The organism is Actinosynnema sp. NPDC023587, assembly GCF_040640215.1.
Classification (GTDB): Bacteria; Actinomycetota; Actinomycetes; order Mycobacteriales; family Pseudonocardiaceae; genus Actinosynnema.
Window position 1 is genome coordinate 503,972 of the sequence record NZ_JBFABG010000004.1, and the last position, 15,127, is coordinate 519,098.

13 protein-coding genes and 2 tRNA genes are annotated in these 15,127 nt (G+C 71.5%); 6 read left to right on the top strand and 9 right to left on the bottom strand.

The annotated features are described in order from the left end of the window. Positions 1–17 precede the first annotated feature (17 nt). Positions 18–1,583, bottom strand: coding sequence for a hypothetical protein (locus AB0G01_RS14680; protein WP_360944662.1), 1,566 nt, complete (start codon positions 1,581–1,583; stop codon positions 18–20). Between the two features lie 92 nt (positions 1,584–1,675). On the opposite strand from AB0G01_RS14680, the gene AB0G01_RS14685 reads away from it, so the two are divergent. From AB0G01_RS14685 to AB0G01_RS14695, 3 genes are all read left to right on the top strand, one after another. After that, positions 1,676–1,885, top strand: a complete 210-nt coding sequence (locus AB0G01_RS14685) for a hypothetical protein (RefSeq protein ID WP_360944665.1) — start codon at positions 1,676–1,678, stop codon at positions 1,883–1,885. Positions 1,886–1,993: 108 nt separating this feature from the next. Further along, positions 1,994–4,291 (top strand): RNA degradosome polyphosphate kinase, encoded by a 2,298-nt coding sequence (locus tag AB0G01_RS14690; protein WP_360944668.1) that lies wholly within the window; start codon positions 1,994–1,996, stop codon positions 4,289–4,291. Next, positions 4,291–5,202, top strand: coding sequence for an NUDIX hydrolase (locus AB0G01_RS14695; protein ID WP_360945274.1), 912 nt, complete (start codon positions 4,291–4,293; stop codon positions 5,200–5,202). Before AB0G01_RS14690 ends, AB0G01_RS14695 begins: the two co-directional genes overlap by 1 nt. Positions 5,203–5,576: 374 nt before the next feature. Here the strand turns inward: AB0G01_RS14695 and AB0G01_RS14700 are convergent, their stop codons facing one another. From AB0G01_RS14700 to leuC, 3 genes are all read right to left on the bottom strand, one after another. Continuing rightward, positions 5,577–6,245 carry an HU family DNA-binding protein gene (locus AB0G01_RS14700; protein WP_360944671.1) on the bottom strand — a complete coding sequence of 223 codons (669 nt, stop codon included), beginning with the start codon at positions 6,243–6,245 and terminating at the stop codon, positions 5,577–5,579. Positions 6,246–6,452: 207 nt separating this feature from the next. After that, positions 6,453–7,055, bottom strand: a complete 603-nt coding sequence (gene leuD / locus AB0G01_RS14705; protein WP_360944674.1) for a 3-isopropylmalate dehydratase small subunit — start codon at positions 7,053–7,055, stop codon at positions 6,453–6,455. Between the two features lie 5 nt (positions 7,056–7,060). Next, positions 7,061–8,473, bottom strand: a complete 1,413-nt coding sequence (leuC, locus tag AB0G01_RS14710; RefSeq protein ID WP_360944677.1) for a 3-isopropylmalate dehydratase large subunit — start codon at positions 8,471–8,473, stop codon at positions 7,061–7,063. A 69-nt stretch (positions 8,474–8,542) separates the two neighbouring features. Here leuC and AB0G01_RS14715 point away from each other — a divergent pair, with 69 nt between their 5' ends. Next, the gene (locus AB0G01_RS14715; protein WP_360944680.1) at positions 8,543–9,244 is read left to right on the top strand and encodes an IclR family transcriptional regulator; all 702 of its coding nucleotides are present in this window, start codon (positions 8,543–8,545) and stop codon (positions 9,242–9,244) included. Between the two features lie 301 nt (positions 9,245–9,545). On the opposite strand, the gene AB0G01_RS14720 is transcribed toward AB0G01_RS14715, so the two are convergent. From AB0G01_RS14720 to gltX, 4 genes are all read right to left on the bottom strand, one after another. Beyond that, positions 9,546–9,618, bottom strand: a tRNA-Glu gene (locus tag AB0G01_RS14720). Between the two features lie 88 nt (positions 9,619–9,706). Continuing rightward, a tRNA-Gln gene (locus tag AB0G01_RS14725) sits at positions 9,707–9,778 on the bottom strand. Between the two features lie 115 nt (positions 9,779–9,893). Beyond that, the gene (locus AB0G01_RS14730; protein WP_360944683.1) at positions 9,894–10,631 is read right to left on the bottom strand and encodes an HAD family hydrolase; all 738 of its coding nucleotides are present in this window, start codon (positions 10,629–10,631) and stop codon (positions 9,894–9,896) included. A gap of 104 nt (positions 10,632–10,735) precedes the next feature. Then, positions 10,736–12,223 carry a glutamate--tRNA ligase gene (gene gltX, locus AB0G01_RS14735; protein WP_360944686.1) on the bottom strand — a complete coding sequence of 496 codons (1,488 nt, stop codon included), beginning with the start codon at positions 12,221–12,223 and terminating at the stop codon, positions 10,736–10,738. 87 nt (positions 12,224–12,310) lie between these two features. On the opposite strand from gltX, the gene AB0G01_RS14740 reads away from it, so the two are divergent. After that, the gene (locus AB0G01_RS14740; protein WP_360944689.1) at positions 12,311–13,555 is read left to right on the top strand and encodes an FAD-dependent oxidoreductase; all 1,245 of its coding nucleotides are present in this window, start codon (positions 12,311–12,313) and stop codon (positions 13,553–13,555) included. Positions 13,556–13,652: 97 nt separating this feature from the next. Here AB0G01_RS14740 and AB0G01_RS14745 read toward each other — a convergent pair whose 3' ends face one another. Continuing rightward, the gene (locus AB0G01_RS14745; RefSeq protein ID WP_360944692.1) at positions 13,653–14,423 is read right to left on the bottom strand and encodes a fumarylacetoacetate hydrolase family protein; all 771 of its coding nucleotides are present in this window, start codon (positions 14,421–14,423) and stop codon (positions 13,653–13,655) included. Between the two features lie 56 nt (positions 14,424–14,479). On the opposite strand from AB0G01_RS14745, the gene AB0G01_RS14750 reads away from it, so the two are divergent. Continuing rightward, a complete protein-coding gene (locus AB0G01_RS14750; RefSeq protein WP_360944694.1) occupies positions 14,480–15,124 on the top strand; it encodes a S1 family peptidase in 645 nt (214 codons plus the stop codon). The last annotated feature ends 3 nt before the right edge of the window (positions 15,125–15,127 follow it).

Below are 15,127 nucleotides of genomic sequence, written 5' to 3' on the forward strand. Positions count from 1 at the left end.
CGCCCACCGGCATCACCTCAGCAGCAGGCCGAGCCCTCCCCGCAACCACCGCCGCGCAGCATCGGGCAGCCGTACCCGTAATCCGGGTCCGGCGCGAGCGGCAAGCGCTTGCGCGGGCTGTCCGCGTTGCGGGCGGACTCCTTGACCGGCTCCGTCTTCAAGGTCACGTTGGTGTGCGTTTCCTGGGCGTCGTACGCGCCCTTGGTGAGCTTCAACACCTCCACGCCACGGCCGAAGTCGGCCACGAAGATCCGGTCGCGGTGGAAGTACGGGGCCCACGACACCGCGCCCTCGGGCCGCCAGTAGGCCACCTGGATCGGCTTGGTCGGGTCGGTGATGTCCAGGAACCGGGTCCCCTGCTCGTACCAGGAGTAGGCCACGATCCGCTTCTGCACGTCGAAGTAGTGCGCCGAGCAGAAGACGTCCGGGCCGGGCACGGTGCCCTCCTGGTCGTCCGGGCTCCACACGCCGACCGTCTTGAGCGTGAAGGGCTTGTCCGGCGTGGCCCGCCACGACTCGCCGCGGGTCGAGCCCTGGAGCGAGGAGATCACGAACCGGCCCTGGTCCTTGCACGTGGGCGAGTCGAAGGCCTCCTCGGTGTGCAGCAGGAGGCTGCCCGCCGGGTTCTCCCGGGTCGGCCTGGGGCCGTCCTCGACCGTGTCCCCGACGGGCCGGAACGAGTTGTGCGAGAACGACGTGGGCATGTCCAGCTTCGGGGCCGCGCCGCCGGCGTAGGGCACCGGGTCGTACGCGGTCGCCTCGCGCACCCGGCCCGTCAACGGGTCCCTGTGCCACCCGCGCGTGTAGTAGCCGCGTGTGCCCCCCGTGCCCGCCACCCACGCGACGCCCTCGGCGTCCACCTGGACGTCGTGGGTCATGTGGGTCTCACCCTGGTTGCGCTTGGTGTCCACGTAGGTGGTGAGCGTCTTGGGGTTGCGCGGGTCGCGCAGGTCGGTGACGAACACCTTGCCCGACCGCCGGTAGGTGTCCGGGTCGGTCGACGGCGTGCCGTCGTAACCGGTCGTCCACAGGTACTGGCAGTCGTTGACGCACGTGGTGATGTGGCCGGTGCCCATCGACGCGAAGTTCAGCAGTTCCAGCTTGCCCGGGTCGGCGGCGGAGATGATGTAGACGCCGGTCGGGCGCTCGTTGCCGGGCTGGCGGCCGAACGCGCTGCGCTCGCGGGCCAGGAACACCAGCTTGCGCTTCGGGTCGACGGTGACGTCCTCGTTCTCCCAGAAGCGCTGCTCCGGGTCGTCCCCGGGCAGCGCCAACTCCTTCTTGGTCAGGTGGTCGAGCAACTTCGGCTCGTCCTGCCGGGTGACGTCGTAGGTCTTGAGCCCGAACGTGCCGCTGACGAACATCACGTCGCGGTGCCGGTACTGCACGAAGTTGATGGAGATCGCGCCCGCGGTGTCCGGGATCGTCTTGCGCAGCTCGACGTTGCGCGCGGCGGCCTGGAGCCCGTTGTCCCGGGTCGATTCCTGCTGGACGGGCGCGTCGGGAACAGGTGCCGCGGTCGCGCTGCCCAGACCTAGGAAGGCCAGCACCACACCCGTGACCACCCCTGCCAGAACCCTCATGGCCGGCCACTCCTTTCGGTAACGAGGCTGTCGCGGAGCGTGGCAGGTGCGCGTCGGGGGCCACCACCCCCGATCGGCTAGCGTTGCCCGCCGTGCCCGAAGAGCAGGCGACCGAACAGGCGACCGTGAGCGCCCACCACGACGACGGTTCGGCGACCGTGCTGCGCGACGACGGCGTCCTCGTGGACGCGCCCGCGACGGCCGTGGCGGCGGGCGGGTGGCGGTCGCTGCGGCCCGGTCAGCGGGTGACGCTCGTCCGCGACGGGGCCGGCGCGGTCACCGCCGTGCGCCGTCCCGTGTGACGCACGGCCCGGGTGTGACGAAGGGCTCGCCGTCGCGCGGTCGGGTGTGACGGGAGTTCACCTCGTCGTCGGCCGCGATCAGCGCGGCGCGGCCCGATGTGAGGAACAATGCCCTTCGTGAGCACGGACAACACTCCCGAGCAGCCCGCTGCGAAGCGTTCCGCCCGGACACCCCGGACCCAGCCGACCGCGAGCGCGCCGCGCCGTCGCCCACGTCCGGCCGTGCGCCGCGAGGCCGCCCCCGCCGAGGAGGCCGCCCCCGCCGAGGCCACCGCACCGGTCGCCGAGGCCCCGGCGCGCGCCTTCCCGGGTTCACCGCCCGCCGTGACGGCGTCCGCCGAGGAGCGGGCCGACCTGCCCGACGACCGGTACTTCAACCGCGAGCTGTCGTGGCTGGACTTCAACGCCCGGGTGCTCGCGCTCGCCGAGGACTCCTCCCAGCCGCTGCTGGAGCGCGCGAAGTTCCTGGCGATCTTCGCCTCGAACCTCGACGAGTTCTACATGGTGCGGGTCGCCGGTCTGAAGCGCCGCGACGACACCGGCCTCTCGGTGCGCAGCGCGGACGGGCTCACCCCGCGCGAGCAGCTCGCCGCGATCGTCAAGCGCACCCGGGAACTGGTCGAGCAGCACGCCCGCGCGTTCCTCGACCACGTCCAGCCGGAGCTGGAGAAGCACGCGATCAGCATCGTGAACTGGGCGCAGCTCACCGACTTCGAGCGGCTGCGGCTGTCCAACTACTTCAGCGACCAGGTGTTCCCGGTGCTCACGCCGCTGGCCGTGGACGCCGCGCACCCGTTCCCCTACATCTCCGGCCTGGGCCTGAACCTGGCCGTGACGGTGCGCGACCCCGAGGGCGGCGCGGAGCGGTTCGCCCGCGTCAAGGTGCCCGACAACGTGCCGCGACTGGTGCGGGTGGAGAACGACCGGACCAGTTCGTCGGCGACGTTCCTGCCGCTGGAGGAGCTCATCGCCGCGCACCTGGGCGAGTTGTTCGCGGGCATGGACGTCATCGAGTGCCACGCCTTCCGGGTGACCCGCAACGCGGACCTGGAGGTCGAGGAGGACCAGGACGAGGACCTGCTCAAGTCGTTGGAGCGGGAGCTGGTGCGGCGGCGGTTCGGTCCCCCGGTGCGGTTGGAGATCGCCGACGACATGACCGAGCACATGCTGGAGCGGCTGCTGCGGGAGCTCGAAGTCGACCCGCACGACGTCGTCCAGGTGCCGGGCCTGCTGGACCTGTCGTGCCTGTGGCAGCTCTACAGCGTGGACCGCAAGCAGCTCAAGGACGCGCCCTTCGTGCCGGCCACCCACCCCGCGTTCGGCGAGCGGGAGACCCCGAAGAGCATCTTCGCCACGCTCCGCGAGGGCGACGTGCTGGTCCACCACCCGTACGACTCGTTCTCCACGTCGGTGCAGCGGTTCATCGAGCAGGCCGCCGCCGACCCCCGCGTGCTGGCCATCAAGCAGACGCTCTACCGCACCTCGGGCGACTCCCCCATCGTGGACGCGCTGATCGACGCCGCCGAGGCGGGCAAGCAGGTCGTGGCGCTGGTGGAGATCAAGGCCCGGTTCGACGAGCAGGCCAACATCAAGTGGGCGCGCGCGCTGGAGAAGGCGGGCGTGCACGTGGTGTACGGCCTGATGGGCCTCAAGACGCACTGCAAGACCTCCCTCGTGGTGCGCCAGGAGGGCTCGCGCATCCAGCGCTACTGCCACATCGGCACCGGCAACTACAACCCGAAGACCGCCCGCCTGTACGAGGACATCGGCATCCTGACCGCCGAACCGACCATCGGCGCGGACCTCACCGACCTGTTCAACGTCCTCACCGGCTACGCCCGGCAGGACCACTACCGCAGCCTGCTGGTCGCGCCCTACGGCGTGCGGCGCGGCATCGTGGAGCGGATCGAGCGGGAGGTCGAGCGGGCCCGCGCCGGCGAGTCGGCGGGCGTCCGGATCAAGGTGAACTCCCTGGTGGACGAACAGGTCATCGACTCGCTCTACCGGGCGTCCCAGGCGGGCGTGCGGGTGGAGGTCGTGGTGCGCGGGGTGTGCGCGCTGAAGCCGGGCATCCAGGGCCTGTCCGAGAACATCCACGTGCGGTCGATCCTCGGCCGGTTCCTGGAGCACTCGCGGGTCGTGCACTTCGTCGGCTGCGACGAGTACTGGATCGGCAGCGCGGACATGATGCACCGCAACCTCGACCGCCGGGTCGAGGTGCAGGTCCGGGTGACCGACCCGAAGCTCACCGCGCAACTGGGCGACATCCTGGACTCCGCGCTGGAGCCCACCACCCGCTGCTGGGTGCTGCAACCGGACGGCGAGTGGGAAGCGTTCCCGGCGGACGGCAGTCGGGTTCGGGACCACCAGGGCGAACTGCTGCGCGCGCACCGCGCACTCGGGTGATCCGGGCGGCGGGCGCGGTCCTGTGGCGCGACGGCCTGGTGGCCGTGGTGCACCGACCGCGGTACGACGACTGGTCGCTGCCCAAGGGCAAGCTCGACCGAGGCGAGACGGTGCCCGCGGCGGCGGTGCGGGAGGTGCGCGAGGAGACCGGCTTCGACGCCGTCCTCGGGCGGCACCTGGCCACGGTCCGCTACAGCGCGTTCGGCAAGCCGAAGACCGTCGACTTCTTCAGCGCGCGCGTGGCCGGGGGTTCGTTCGCCCCCAACGACGAGGTGGACGAGCTGCGCTGGGTCCCGGTCGACGAGGCGGCCCGGATGGTCACCCGGGGCACCGACCGGGAGGTCCTGGCGGCGTTCGCGGCCGAGCCGACCGACCTCGCCGCGGTGCTGCTGGTGCGCCACGCGAAGGCCGGCAAGCGGGACAACTGGCCGGGGGACGACGACCTGCGCCCGCTGAGCTCGGCGGGCCGCAGGCAGGCCGAGGGGCTGCGGGAGCTGCTCCCGCTGTGGGCCCCGTCGCGGGTGCACTCCGCGCCCAGGACGCGGTGCGTGGACACCGTGCGGGGCGTGGCGGACGACCTGGGCTCGCGGGTGCTGGTGGAACCCCGGCTGTCGGAGGAGGGCTACTGGCCCGACCGCGAGGCGGGGCTGGTCCGGCTGCTGGAGATCGCGGACGGGCCGGGCGTGCCCGTGGTGTCCAGCCAGGGCGGCGTGATCCCGGACGTGGTGGGCACGCTGGCGTCCCTGGCGGGCCTGCCGCTCGTCGAGGTGCCGTGCAAGAAGGGCAGCGTCTGGCTGCTGGCGTTCCGCCGGCCCGAACCGGGCTGGTCCACATCGGACAGCTCGGCGAGCTGGCCCCGGTTGGTCTCGGCGCACTACCTCCCCAGCCCCCTGGCGGCTCCCGTCCCGTAGCGGTGCGCGCCGGCACCCGCCGCCCGGACGGGTGCGTTCGTGGGAATCGCTGGGCCGAACGAGTGGGAGCGCCCTTTCCCGCCGGGCCCGGAGAAGTGCGCGGCGGGACCGCCTATTCGCGGTTTCGCCCGCCCAGGGGCCGACATCGGGCGGCGGTGCGGAAGGCCGTGGCGGATTCTCCGAAACCCTTCGGGGACCTGGGGAGCGCACGCGGCCGAAGGCCCTGCGGATGGAGAATCCGAGGGCCCGGAACGCACGAGAACCCGGCACGCGTCCGCGCCGGGTGTCGCTCACGCCTAGGGCCCGGTACGCGTCCGCACCGGGCCCTGAGCGTGGTTACCGCTTTCCCCGCCGGGCGTCCACCCGGCTTGGATTCACTTCTTGGCGGCCGGCTTCTTCGCGGCCGGCTTCTTGGCCGCAGGTGCCTTCGCCGCGGTCGCCTTGGCGGCCACCGGCTTCTTGGCGGCAGCCGCCTTCGGAGCGGCCTTCGCCGTCGTCGCCTTGGCAGCGGTCGCCTTGGGGGCGGCCGGAGCCTTGGTGGCAGCGGCGGCCGGCTTGGCCGCCGCCGTGGTCCGGCGGGTCGCCGGAGCCTTGGTCGCCGCAGCGGCCGTGCGCGCGGTGGTGCTGCGCGCGGTGCGCGTGGTGGTGGTGCGCGCGGTGCTGCTGCGGGTCGCCGGAGCCTTGGTGGACGCGGCGGGCTTCGCAGCGGCGGCGGCCGGCTTGGCGGCGGACGCGGCGGGCTTGGTCGCAGTGGCCTTCGGCAGCTTCTTCGTGCCGCTGATGACGTCCTTGAAGGTCGAACCCGCGCGGAACGCGGGAACGTTGGTCTTCTTGACCTTCACGGTCTCACCGGTGCGCGGGTTGCGAGCGGTGCGGGCCGCACGGGCACGCTTCTCGAACACCCCGAACCCGGTGATGTTGACCTTCTCGCCCTTGTGGACGCTGCGGACGATGACGTCGACAAGCCCGTCGACGGCGGCGGCTGCGTTCTTCTTGTCGCCGAGGCGCTCGGCGAGCGCCTCGATGAGCTGGGCCTTGTTCACCTTCAGTCCCTCCCAGGACGCTCACGGCCCTAGTCGGGCCGACTGATGGCCACGGTAAGCCCATATGCAAGGAAATACCAATCGCCACGCCAGATTTTTCGTTGTGGCGTGGGCAATTACGACCTGTCGAGGGACACCGGAAGGGCCCCGGAGGCCCCGGTCGGGGCCGGATTCCCGCTGGCAGGAGGGGAATCCGGCCCCTCCGGACTAGCTCACGGGCACCTGTTCGGTGGTGGGCAACCAACCCGGCCGGTTCCGCTCGAACGTGGCGATGGCATCGGCGTGCCGCAGGGTCAGCGCGATGTCGTCCAAACCCTCCAGCAGCCGCCAGCGGGTGTACTCGTCCACGAAGAAGGGGGCGGTGAAGTCCTTCGCCACAACAGTGTTCGCGGCGAGGTCCACGGTCACCTCGGTGCCGGGCTCGTTCTCCAGCACCTTCCACAGCAATTCGACATCGGACTGCTCGCACTGGGCGGCCACGAGGCCCTGCTTGCCCGCGTTGCCCCGGAAGATGTCGGCGAACCGGGAGGAGATGACCACCCGGAAGCCGTAGTCCATCAACGCCCAGACGGCGTGCTCGCGGGAGGAGCCGGTGCCGAAGTCCGGCCCGGCGACCAGCACGCTGCCCGCCCGGAAGGGCTCCTGGTTGAGCACGAACTGCTCGTCGCCCCGCCAGGCCGCGAACAGCCCGTCTTCGAAACCCGAGCGGGTCACGCGCTTGAGGTAGACGGCGGGGATGATCTGGTCGGTGTCCACGTTGGACCGCCGCAGCGGCACGCCGACCCCGGTGTGGTTGGTGAACGCGTCCATCTCGGCTAGCTCCTTGAGGCCAGGTCGGCGGGGGAGGACAGGGTGCCGCGCACGGCGGTCGCGGCGGCCACGAGTGGCGAAACCAGGTGGGTCCGGCCACCCTTGCCCTGCCTGCCCTCGAAGTTCCGGTTGGAGGTGGACGCGCTCCGCTCGCCCGGCTTGAGCTGATCGGGGTTCATGCCCAGGCACATCGAGCACCCGGCCTGCCGCCACTCGGCCCCGGCCGCCAGGAACACCTCGTGCAGCCCCTCCGTCTCGGCCTGCGCGCGCACCCGCATGGAGCCGGGCACCACGAGCATCCGCACGCCGGCCGCCACCCGGTGCCCGCGCAGGACGTCCGCGGCGGCCCGCAGGTCCTCGATGCGGCCGTTCGTGCACGAGCCGAGGAAGACGGTGTCCACGTGGATGTCGCGCAGCGGGGTGCCGGGCTCCAGCCCCATGTACGCCAGCGCCTTCTCGGCCGCCACCCGCTCGTTCTCGTCGGGGATCGCCTCGGGGTCGGGCACCCGGTCGCCCAGCGGCAGCCCCTGGCCGGGGTTGGTGCCCCAGGTGACGAACGGGGTCAGCTCCTCGGCGTCGAGCACCACCTCGGCGTCGAACTCCGCGCCCTCGTCGGTGCGCAGCGACTTCCAGTACTCCACCGCGACGTCCCACTCGTCGCCGGACGGGGCGTGCGGGCGGCCCCGGAGGTAGTCGAACGTCGTCTGGTCCGGCGCGATCATCCCGGCGCGCGCGCCGGCTTCGATCGACATGTTGCAGACGGTCATCCGGGCTTCCATGGACAGCGCCTCGATCGCGCTGCCCCGGTACTCCAGGACGTAGCCCTGGCCGCCGCCGGTGCCGATCTTCGCGATGACCGCGAGGATGACGTCCTTGGCCGTGACGCCGGGCCGGAGCGCGCCCTCGATGGTGATGGCCATGGTCTTGAACGGTTTCAGCGGCAGCGTCTGGGTGGCCATCACGTGCTCGACCTCGGACGTGCCGATGCCGAACGCCAGTGCGCCGAACGCGCCGTGCGTGGAGGTGTGGCTGTCACCGCAGACGACGGTCATGCCGGGCTGGGTCAGGCCGAGCTGCGGGCCGACCACGTGCACGATGCCCTGCTCGACGTCGCCCATGGGGTGCAGCCGGACGCCGAACTCGGCGCAGTTCTTGCGGAGCGTCTCGACCTGGGTGCGCGACACCGGGTCGGCGATCGGCAGGTCGATGTCGATCGTCGGGACGTTGTGGTCCTCGGTCGCGATCGTCAGGTCGGGGCGGCGCAGCGGCCGACCCGCCAGGCGCAGGCCGTCGAACGCCTGCGGGCTCGTGACTTCGTGCAGCAGGTGGAGGTCGATGTAGAGCAAGTCGGGCTCCGCGCCACTGCCGTGGCGCACCACGTGCGCTTCCCACACCTTCTCCGCGAGCGTGCGGCTCATCGCTTCTCCCAGGATCTGGACAGTCGATAGATCTGGACTTCCCAGACAGTGGGAAGTTAGTATCGTCTTGTGGGACAGCATAGCGGGATCGGCGTGCTGGACAAGGCAGTGGCTGTCTTGAACGCCGTCGCAAAGGATCCGTGTGGACTCGCCGAGTTGTGCAACCGGACGGGTCTGCCTCGCGCGACCGCGCACCGGTTGGCCGTGGGGCTCGAAGTGCACCGGTTGCTGCGACGGGGTTCCGACGGCCGGTGGCGTCCGGGCGCGGCTTTGGCGGAATTGGCGGGCGGGGCCACAGACCCGTTGCTGGACGCGGCTTCCTCGGTGCTGCCGAGGCTCCGGGACATCACCGGGGAGAGCGTGCAGCTCTACCGGCGGGATGGCATACAGCGCATCTGCGTGTCCTCCGCCGAGCCGCCCAGCGGCCTGCGCGACACAGTCCCGGTGGGAGCGCGGCTGCCGATGACGGCCGGCTCCGGCGCGAAGGTCCTGGCGGCGTGGTCGGACCCGGCCACCCAGCGCTCGGTCCTGGCCGAGGCGGTCTACGGCGAGCGCACCCTCCTGGAGGTCCGCCGCCGGGGCTGGGCGCAGAGCGTCGCCGAACGCGAGCCAGGCGTGGCGAGCGTCTCCGCCCCGGTGCGGGACAGCGCGGGGGTCGTGGTGGCCGCTGTGTCCGTCTCAGGCCCCATCGACCGCATGGGCAGGCGTCCCGGCGCGCGGTGGGCAGCCGACCTCCTGGCCGCCGCAGAAGCACTGCAATCCCGCCTCTGACCCCACCGGTACCACTCCCGGTACCCACCCCCGGTCGGCTTCGGTATCCACCCCCCGAAGCCGACCCCCACCACCAACCAACCCCCGGTGCCCCGTGCCACCAAACCCCGGGCACCCCGGCCGGCACCACGAACTCCGAGACCCAAATCAACCTTCACACGTCCAGATCCCCACTCCCCGGCGATCCGCACGGGGGGTCTCGGGGGGAATCCCCCCGAGCCGGGGCCCGGGGGTCGGACCCCCGGAGACAATGCGAAAGATCCCCGTGACAGCACTACCGTCACAGGGATCTGTCAATCTGTAGCCCCGATGGGATTCGAACCCACGCTACCGCCTTGAGAGGGCGGCGTCCTAGGCCGCTAGACGACGGGGCCCTAGGGATTCGCTCGATCTTGTCGAGCTATTAAGTTGTCGTTCTCGGTGCCGCGGTAGCTTACCACATCTATTCTCTACCGCTTACCGCTGGGGTACCAGGACTCGAACCTAGACTAACTGAACCAGAATCAGTCGTGCTGCCAATTACACCATACCCCAATGGCTTTCCGATCAACTCGCCCTTCGCCGCGACCGACTTCGTCTTGGCTCGGAGGCTGTCCGTTCCGCCGGGAGGAATAGTAGACCAAGAACCCGGCGGAACGGAAATCGGGGGTCAGGCGGACGCCGCCGACAGCTCGCAGACGAGGAGTTCGGGCAGCTCAGACAGGCTGCTGATGGCCGAGATGCCGGAGGGCAGCGCGCCTTCGCGCGGACCCTGCCGGTTCAACCAGACGCCCTTCATGCCGGCGTCGCGGGCACCGATCGCGTCGGCGTGCAGGCGGTCCCCGATGTGCACCGTGTCGCGCACCGGCACCCCGAGATCGGCGCACGCGGTGTCGAAGATCACCCGGTCCGGTTTGGCCGCGCCGACCTCACCGGCGATCAGCACGGTGTCGAAGTACTGGGCGAGGCCGAGCGCGGCGATCTTCACGCGCTGGTGCCTGCCCGAGGCGTTGCTGACCGCCGCGAGCGGCAGGCCGGTGGCGCGCAGCCATTCCAAACAGGGCACGACGTCCGGGAACAGCCGCCAACCGGACGCGAGCACGCCCTGGCGGTGGAGCTCGCGCCTCCCGGCCTCGGCGAGGTCGACCTCCTCGCCGAGGGCGGCGAAGAACGCCCGGGTGCGGATGGTGCGCATCGACTCGTACTCCAGCTCGCCCGCGAGCAACCGCGCGCAGTGCTCGTCGGTGATGCGCTGCCACAGCAACCAGTTGTCGGCGTGGCCGACCATCGCGGCGAGCGCGGCCCGCGACGAGCTGCTGTAGTCGACGAGCGTGTCGTCCACATCGAGGCTCACCGCGCGGATCTCGCCGGTTCTCCGGGGGGTGAAAGTCGGGGCTGCGGTTGTCACCCAGTGAGGCTAGGTGCGACCGCCCCCCGTCCGACTCGACCAGAGAGGTGATATCTCGCGGTTCTTGCACGGTCAAGCACCGCTGAACCGCCCGAACGCACCAGTCAGATTGACCCGAGCGCCTTGCGCAAGCGCCCGATCGAGCGATCCCGACCGACCAACTCCATCGATTCGTACAGAGGTGGCGAGACGGTACGGCCCGTCACGGCCACCCGCACCGGGGCGTACGCCTTGCGCGGCTTGAGGCCGAGTCCGTCCACAAGGGACGCCTTCAGCGCCTCCTCGATCGCGGCGGCCGTCCACTCCGCCACCGGCTCCAGGGCGGCGATGCTCGCGGTCAGCACCGGGCGGGCGTCCTCACCCAGCGCCTTGGCCGCCGATTCCTCCTCCGGGGCGAACGACTCGTCGTCCGCGAAGAGGAAGCGGACCATGCCGGCCGCCTCGGACAGCACGACCAGGCGCTCCTGCACCAGCGGGGCCACCGAGCGCAGCGTGGTCAACTGCTCCTCGGTGGGGTCGACCAGGAGGCCGTCCGCCGCGAGGTAGGGCAGCACCCGGGCGACGAAGTCCTCCGGGGACAGCGCGCGCAGGTGCGTGGCGTTGATCGCCTCGGCCTTCTTCAGGTCGAACCGGGCCGGGTTCGCGCTCACCTTCTCCAGGGTGAACGCCTCGACCAGTTCGGCCACCGAGAAGATGTCCCGGTCGTCCGCGATGGACCAGCCCAGCAGCGCGAGGTAGTTCAGCAATCCCTCGGGCAGGAATCCCCGGTCCCGGTAGCGGAACAGGTTCGACTGGGGGTCCCGCTTGGACAGCTTCTTGTTGCCCTCGCCCATCACGTAGGGCAGGTGCCCGAAGTGCGGGGTGAATTCGGTCACGCCGATTCGCCGCAGCGCGGCATAAAGCGCGAGCTGTCGCGGAGTGGACGGAAGCAGGTCTTCACCGCGCAGCACGTGCGTCACGCGCATGAGCGCGTCGTCCACCGGGTTGGTGAACGTGTACAGCGGATCGCCGTTGGCGCGCACCAGCACCGGGTCCGGCGTCGCGCCGGCCTTGAACGTGATCCCGCCGCGCACCAGGTCGTCCCAGCCGAGGTCCTCGTCGGGCATCCGCAGGCGCAGCACGGGTTCGCGGCCGTCGGCCCGGAACGCGGCCTTCCGCTCGTCGGTCAGGTCGCGGTCGAAGCCGTCGTAGCCGAGCTTCGGGTCCTGACCGGCCGCCTTGCGGCGCGCCTCGATCTCCTCGGCGGTGGAGAAGGACTCGTAGAGCTCCCCCGCGTCGAGCAGCCTCGCGGCGATGCCGGTGTAGATGTCACGGCGCTCGCTCTGCCGGTACGGGCCGTCCGGGCCGCCGACCTCGGGGCCCTCGTCCCAGTCCAGGCCGAGCCAGCGCAGGGCTTCCACCAGTTGCTCGTAGGACTCCCGCGAGTCCCGGGACGCGTCGGTGTCCTCGATCCGGAACACCATCGTGCCACCGGTGTGGCGGGCGTACGCCCAGTTGAACAGGGCGGTGCGGATCAGGCCCACGTGCGGCGTGCCGGTCGGCGACGGGCAGAAGCGGACACGGACCTCTGGGGTGACTGCGGATGCGCTCATGACCCGATCAGCGTATCCGGCTTGACCGGCTCGACCGACAGGAGCATCCTGAAGTTATTCAACTGGCGTTGAAAAGAGGTGGGGATCATGGAGAGGACCACGGTCGCGGTCGTCGGAGGAGGTCCGGCGGGGATGGTGTTCGCGCTGCTCATGGCGCGCGCCGGCGTCCGCGTCACGGTGCTGGAGAAGCACGGCGACTTCCTGCGCGACTTCCGGGGCGACACGGTGCACGCGTCCACGCTGACGCTGCTCGACGAACTGGGGCTGGGCCCGTCGTTCGCCGAGGTGCCGCACCAGCTCGTCGACCGGGGCCAGGTCATGACCGACCGGGGGCTGGTCACCATGGCCGACCTGCGCAGGCTGCCCGGCCCGCACAAGCACATCGCGTTCGTGCCGCAGTGGGACTTCCTCGACCTGCTGGCCGACGCGGGCAAGCGCGAGCCGTCGTTCGAGCTGAGGATGAACGCCGAGTTCACCGGCGTGACGCGGGCGGGCGGCCGGGTCACCGGCGTCCGCTACCGCACCCCGGACGGCACGGCCGAGCTGGCCGCCGACCTGGTCGTCGCGGCGGACGGCCGCAGCTCGTCGGTGCGCGCGGAAGTCGGCCTGCCGGTGCGCGAGTTCGGCGCGCCGATGGACGTCTGGTGGTTCCGCCTCCCCCGGCACGGGGGTGAGGTGGGCACCGGGCTCGGGCGGTTCACGCGGGGCGAGGCGCTGGTGCTGATCCCGCGCGGGGAGTACTACCAGTGCGCCTACCTGATCCGGAAGGGCGCGGACCGGCGGTTGCGGGCCGAGGGCGTCGAGGCGTTCCGGGCCAGGGTGGCGGGGCTCGTCCCGTGGCTGGCGGACCGCACCGCGACGATCGGGTCGCTCGACGACGTGAAGCTGCTGGACGTGAAGCTCGACCGGCTGCGCCGCTGGCACGCCGAGGGCGTGCTGTGCATCGGGGACGCCGCGCACGCCATGTCGCCGATCGGCGGCGTCGGCATCAACCTGGCCGTGCAGGACGCCGTCGCGGCGGCCCGGATCCTGGCCGCGCCCGCCCGGCGGGGCCGGCTCACCGGCCGGGTGCTCGCGAAGGTCCGCCGGCGGCGCTGGTTCCCGACCGTGGTGACGCAGGCGTTCCAGCGCCGGATCCAGGACTCGTTCCTGAAGCCGACCCTGGCGGGGGAGCGGGCGGGCGTCGGCGGCGGGCTGCCCGGTCCGGTGGTCCTGCTGCAACGCCTGCCGTGGCTCCAGGCGATCCCCGCCTACCTCGTGGCGATCGGCCTGCGCCCGGAGCACGCCCCCGACTTCGCCCGCCGGGCACCGGAGAAGATCACCCGGAGCTGACCGGCGAATCGGCACCCGGCGGGCCGCTCCCCGGCGGGAACCGGCTCCCCGAAGGGCACCGGCCGCAAGAACGCCACCGCCGGTCTCCCCTACGGGGTCAGCGGTCGGTGACGGTGTTGGTCAGGGTGCCGAGACCTTCGACGGTCACCGAGACCGTCTGCCCGGCCCGGAGCGGCCCGACGCCCGCCGGGGTGCCGGTGAGGATGACGTCGAGCGGGCGGAGCGTCATGACCGCCGAGATGTACTCGATCAGCTCCGGGATGTCGTGCAGCAGCAACGAGGTGCGCGAGTCCTGCGCGACCACGCCGTCCAGCTCCGTCCGGATGGCCACGTCCGACGGGTCGAAGTCGGTCTCCACCCACGGCCCGAGCGGGCAGAACGTGTCGAAGCCCTTCGCCCGCGTCCACTGGCCGTCGGACTCCTGGAGGTCCCGCGCCGTCACGTCGTTGGCGATCGTGTAGCCGAGGACCGACTGCCGGGCCCGGGACGCCGGGATGTCCCGCCCGCCCACGCCGATGACGACCGCGAGCTCCCCCTCGAAGTCCACCCGCTCGGACGCGGCCGGCAGCTTGATGTCCGCGTTCGGCCCGATCACCGCCGTGTTCGGCTTGAGGAACATCAGCGGGTCGGCCGGCACCTCGTGGCCGAACTCGGCCGCGTGCTCGGCGTAGTTGCGACCGATGCACACGATCTTGGGCGGCAGGAACGGTGCCAGCAGGCGGACGTCCGCGAGCGGCCACCTGCGACCGGTGAACGTCGGGTTCGCGAAGGGGTCGTCGGCGATCTCGACGGCGGTCAGGTCGTCACCGTCGCCCTCGATCGAGGCGAAAGCGAGGCCGTTCGGTTGGGCGATACGGGCAATGCGCACGGCGGTCACCCTATCCGGCGGCTTGCGGTACCACCCGCCGTGCCTAACGTCGAGGGATGAAAACCCTGCTGCTCACCCTGCTGCTCACCGCCGCCACCGCCGGCGCTCCGGCCACGGCCACCGCGACACCCCCGCCCGCCACCGCCCCGGTCCCGCTCGAAGCCGGCACCCCGCTCGGCTCCCCGTCCCACGCCCGCTGCGCGAACGGCTTCAACGTCCGGGGCCACCTGCTGATCGCGGTCCGCTGCGCCGACGGCACGGGTCCGATCACCGGTCCCGGCGGCGGCCAGGTCGGCCCGGTCGTCCGCGTCCGCGACACCTACGCCGTGGTGAAGGTCCAGGACCCGGCGAAGTGGAACCAGTTGCCGCGCCTGGTCGGCTCCCCCACGCCCATCACGGGCTCGACCGAAGCGGCCGTCGGGGCGGCGGTGTGCGCCGCGAGCCGGACCTCCGGTTGGAGGTGCGGCACGCTCCAGGCCAAGAACCAGACCGTCCACCACGGGACCGGCGTCATCACCGGGTTGACCCGCACGAACCTGTGCGTCCAACCCGGCGACGACTGGGTGCCCGTGGTCAGCGGGAGCCAGGCCCAGGGCCACCTGCTGGGCGGCCTGGGCGGTGGGCCCGGGGGCTGCACCTCGTTCTTCCAGCCGATCAACCGCATCTTGAGGGCGGAGGCGTTCACCCTCGTCACCGGCTGACCG

Bases quoted from the DNA above. Each gene is read 5' to 3' on its own strand.
- AB0G01_RS14680 (WP_360944662.1), bottom strand. From the start codon at position 1,583: ATGAGGGTTCTGGCAGGGGTGGTCACGGGTGTGGTGCTGGCCTTCCTA.
- AB0G01_RS14690 (WP_360944668.1), top strand. From the start codon at position 1,994: ATGCCCTTCGTGAGCACGGACAACACTCCCGAGCAGCCCGCTGCGAAG.
- leuD (WP_360944674.1), bottom strand. From the start codon at position 7,055: ATGGACGCGTTCACCAACCACACCGGGGTCGGCGTGCCGCTGCGGCGG.
- leuC (WP_360944677.1), bottom strand. From the start codon at position 8,473: ATGAGCCGCACGCTCGCGGAGAAGGTGTGGGAAGCGCACGTGGTGCGC.
- gltX (WP_360944686.1), bottom strand. From the start codon at position 12,223: ATGAGCGCATCCGCAGTCACCCCAGAGGTCCGTGTCCGCTTCTGCCCG.
- AB0G01_RS14740 (WP_360944689.1), top strand. From the start codon at position 12,311: ATGGAGAGGACCACGGTCGCGGTCGTCGGAGGAGGTCCGGCGGGGATG.
- AB0G01_RS14750 (WP_360944694.1), top strand. From the start codon at position 14,480: ATGAAAACCCTGCTGCTCACCCTGCTGCTCACCGCCGCCACCGCCGGC.